Origin of the sequence: Burkholderia sp. Ac-20379 (genome assembly GCF_017104645.1) — a bacterium.
In the GTDB taxonomy this organism is placed as follows: Bacteria; Pseudomonadota; Gammaproteobacteria; order Burkholderiales; family Burkholderiaceae; genus Burkholderia.
This window is the reverse complement of sequence record NZ_JAAGPF010000553.1, coordinates 1-2,637: the sequence shown is the minus strand read 5'-3', so window position 1 is coordinate 2,637 and position 2,637 is coordinate 1. Positions and strand designations below refer to the sequence as shown.

The window sequence follows — 2,637 nt, the reverse complement described above, 5'->3', positions numbered from 1 at the left end:
GCCCTGGCCGGCTGCGCGACGCCGCCGCCGCCCGGCCCGCCCGACGCGGCCGTGCCCGATTCGCTGCGCGGCCCCACGCCCGACGTGCTGCAGGAAACGCTGACGGCGGCGGGCGACCAGGTATACAGATGTCATCGCGTGCCGGCGCTCGACACCGGCGCGCCGGGCAGCCCGGCCGGCCAGACGTTGCGCTGGCAACCTTATGGGCCGGAGGCCACCTTGCGGGATGCGCAAGGCCACAACGTCGGTTCGGTTGCGCCGGGCCGCTACTTCCTCGCCTACGACGGCAGCTTCGCGGTCGGCAAGACGCTCGCGGCCACCGTGATGGATGCGAAAGCGTTGCCTTGGGTACGTTACGGGATCGATGCCACCACGCGCGCCGGCGACGGCCAGAGCGGCCGCATGACGAATCTCAGCGCGGTGATCAGAATGAATACGCGTGGCGGGCTGCCGGCCTCCGACACCTGCCGCGTGGAAGGCACGCAACTCTACGTGCCGTACTTCGCGACGTACCAGCTTTACCGCACGTCACCCCTCGCTCAATAACACGCTTTTTTGTTCTCTTTATGAAAGCGCGCCACACGATTGGCGAGTAATTTCCATTGCATATACATGCAAATTCGAAGGTGCCTCTGAAATGGTCACGCCCATTACTCACCAAACCTCATCGAACTTTACAAACTGAAATGTAATCGATTCGATGCTACCTATACCTGATTCCAGGTATCTTTCGATTGTCTTACGATCTTGTCTGACGGCACGCGAATTAAACTTACAAATACATTAAGACACATTTTGTTTAGATTAAAAACTAAACATCGCATTCCACGATTCGAAAAACTTTCATTTTTAGTGCCTCAAAACTCTCATTTTCTTTCTCACGGTTAACAATAAGTTACACCCCTGGAATTTCTATGCCTGTACTTTCGCTCCGTGCCAGTAGCCTGCCGGTTCATTTCGCGCCGGGCCAAGGAAAGGAGGTTCAGGTTGAAGTTCGCCGTATTAACGCCCAACGTCAGCATGTTCGAACGACTGCGCCAGCATTTTCTCGACGCATCGGTCGAATGCATTCAATTCGACGATGATGTCGCGCTGGCGCGCGGCCTGTACCGGGATGATTACCGTGTGATTCTGGTCGACGCCGCCACCGGCATCGACGGCACCCGCACCGTGTTCGCCCGCCGCACGTTCTATGGCGGCCGCCGCGCGCCGGTGCTGGTGGTCGGCACGTTTACCGATCGCGACAGCCTGGAGCGCGCGTTCGACGCCGGCGCCGACGACGTCGTGCTCGCCCCGTTCGACCGCAACGAGCTGGCCGCGCGCGCCTTCCGCGCCATGCGCCGCGTCGAGGCCGAACCGGCGCCGCGCGACGAACAGCGCGTCACGCTCGGCGCCTACACGCTCGATCAGCAGGCCAGCACCGTGCAGATCAACGGCCGCTCGGTGCGCGTCACCACGCGCGAATTCGCCATCGCCTGGCTGCTGTTCTCGCGCGCCGGCGAATACGTCACGCGCCGCCAGTTGGCCGGCGCGATCTGGGGCAGCACGGAAGACATCGTCGGCCGCCGTCTCGAACAACATATCTACAAGCTGCGCCGCAAGCTCGAACTGACCGGCGAAGCCGGCGTCGCGCTGCGCACCATGTATGCGCACGGCTACCGGATCGAACAGACCGACGGAGTGATCGATAGTGCGCCGAACGACATGACGATGGCCGACGACGGCCTGCTCGACGAACTCGACGCCGCGCCGGCCTGCCCGCCGCAAACGCGCTCGGCCGCGCCGCCGGTGCCGGCCGACCGCGCCAACGTCGTGACGCCGGCCAACGGGCCGACGGTGCACGCGCGCCACAGCGCGACGGCCTCGCTCGCACAGCCGTGGGCGTCGTACGCGAACCCGTGGAATATCGGCGCGACGATGATCGCGAAGGCCATGCGCGACGACGGCTCGGCGGCCGACTGCATCCGACTGCCGGTGCTCTCCACGCCGCGCAACGACGGCTGAGGCCGCAACCCGCCGCACGCGGCGACGCACAGCGCAAAACGGCCGGCATGCGAATGCCGGCCGTGTTTCATTGCGGCGCGCCCGAAGCGCGCCGCCCGTTCACAGCCCTTGGGCCGCGAACTGTTCCGCGTATTGGTTGCGGTTCTGCATCTGCGGATCCGAGGCCATCTCGAACTGCTGATCCCACACCTTCGCGGCGGCGTCCGGCGAACCGGCGCTGTTCAGCGCATCGACCAGGCCCGGCTTCTCGCCGACTTCCTTCGCGAGGTAATCGAGCTGCACGCCCAGATCGCTGGCCGGCTTGCCCTGCGAGGCCGCGAACTGCTCGAGGCCTTCCTTGCGCACGCCGCCCCATTGCGCGAGGCCGTAACCGTTCTGGTTGTCGTCGGCGTTGTTGGCCGACGGGCCGCCGCGCGCGCCGCCCTGATTGATGTCGGCGTTGAGCCCGCTTTCCTGCTGCAGGTTACCGAGCACGCCGGCTGCGGCGTCCTTGTTCAGGCCGAGGTTGTTCTGCAGGAACGATGCGATCTTGTCGGCGTTGCTGCCGCCGAGGCTCGATACGTCGGTGCCCGTGCTCGGGCCGGTGGTGCCGGCCGAGGCCTGCACCGGCGTGCCGTCGCCGCTGCCTGCGGA

General features: G+C 64.9%; 3 protein-coding genes. 2 read left to right on the top strand and 1 reads right to left on the bottom strand.

What is annotated here, in order from left to right; translation table 11 throughout:
* Window positions 1-546, top strand: a 546-nt coding sequence (locus G3N92_RS32620) for a DUF3455 domain-containing protein (RefSeq protein ID WP_206131647.1), incomplete at its 5' end; no start/stop codon positions are given.
* A gap of 474 nt (window positions 547-1,020) precedes the next feature.
* A complete protein-coding gene (locus G3N92_RS32615; RefSeq protein ID WP_241015170.1) occupies window positions 1,021-2,004 on the top strand; it encodes a response regulator transcription factor in 984 nt (327 codons plus the stop codon).
* A gap of 99 nt (window positions 2,005-2,103) precedes the next feature.
* On the opposite strand, the gene G3N92_RS32610 is transcribed toward G3N92_RS32615, so the two are convergent.
* Window positions 2,104-2,637 (bottom strand): phage tail tip lysozyme (locus tag G3N92_RS32610; protein WP_206131645.1); only part of this gene is annotated, 534 nt, incomplete at its 5' end.

What these genes read in the sequence shown, in the direction of transcription:
- G3N92_RS32615 (WP_241015170.1), top strand. Translation starts at nt 1,021, where the DNA reads ATGTTCGAACGACTGCGCCAGCATTTTCTCGACGCATCGGTCGAATGC.